The following is a 1222-nucleotide window of genomic DNA, read 5'->3' on the forward strand; positions in this document are numbered from 1 at the left end:
CGGTGTCGACGATGAGGCGGCTGGCGGGCGCCTGCGTGGCGGGGGAAGAAGATGGCGCGTCGTCGCTGCCGCAGGCGGACAGCAAGCCCGCGGCGAGGACAAGCGAGAGCAGACCGGCCGCGCGAGACCGCGCGCCGGCATGAAGACCGTGGAACATGTGACCTGACCCGTTTTTATTTGTTGGCAAGTGCGCGCCACCGGCGTGCCCGGGCGACTCTAGCAGCAGGCTTCCCCCCGCCTCCATACCCCTTCGGGGCTATCAAGTTTGACGGCATGCGCTACTAATCACAACGCAGACCAGAATCCGATGGGCAGGCCGGGCTCCCTTTCACCGCGCCAGAACAGACCCGCGCCCGGACACCGCCCAATGCCATCGGCCGAGCCGTCTTGCGAACGGCTGGCGGCCTCTGGCGGATTCAAGGCTGGTCGTAGACCCACACCGAGCCGTCCGCGAGGCGCACGGCGATGCGCAGCTTGCCGTTGGCGTCGACGGCGCCTGCGAAATCCAGCCCGAGTGCATTGCCGGGCAGCGCGACCGTCGTCGGCGCGCTGCCGTCCGTATTGACGACGTAGATGACGGACCAGGGCGCCGGCAGGCCCAGCACGAAATGCGGGATGGCGCTCAGCTTGATCAAGGGCGGCACCGAGGGCACCCGCGTGACATAAGGCAGGAACGTGTCGGAACTGACAACGATGCCATTGCCGCCCACGTAGCCATAGATCGGCGCATGTTCATCAGTGGCGTCAGGAGAGACAGCGCCTTGGGCAAGGGGTGCCAGGGCGACACCAGACCAGATCTCGCTATTCAGCTGCATTGCGTCGCGTGATCCATCTGCTGCGATCGCCAAGCCGCCACCGCCAGGAAACGGATGCGCGTCAAGGACTGGCGCTCCCGAGAAACCTCTCCCGGCGGTGGCACCGCCTCCCACCGGCTGCCACCACCACGTTCCGGAAGTGACACACCAGCCCGTCGATACGATGCCGGTGCCGCCGCTTGCCTTCACGAAGGCGCGTCCCGCTGTCGTGCTCGCCGCATACTGCGCGCAACCGGCCAGCGAGAAGTCCGCGCGCGGACTGGCGAAGGCCGCGTCGAAGCTGCCGAACGGCACGCTCGCGCCATCGGCGCCCAGTTGCACCACCACCGCCGGATCGGCCGGGTTCACCGCACTCGTATCCGCCGCCAGCCACATGCCTTGCGTCACCGCCGGCAGCGCCGTGGCGG

1 protein-coding gene is annotated in these 1222 nt (G+C 67.9%); it reads right to left on the reverse strand.

What is annotated here, in order from left to right:
• Positions 1 to 416: 416 nt before the first annotated feature.
• Positions 417 to 1222, reverse strand: an 806-nt coding sequence (locus K206_RS44590) for a hypothetical protein (RefSeq protein ID WP_231401749.1), incomplete at its 5' end; no start/stop codon positions are given.

This window comes from Cupriavidus sp. WS (assembly GCF_000395345.1).
Lineage (GTDB): Bacteria > Pseudomonadota > Gammaproteobacteria > Burkholderiales > Burkholderiaceae > Cupriavidus > Cupriavidus basilensis_B.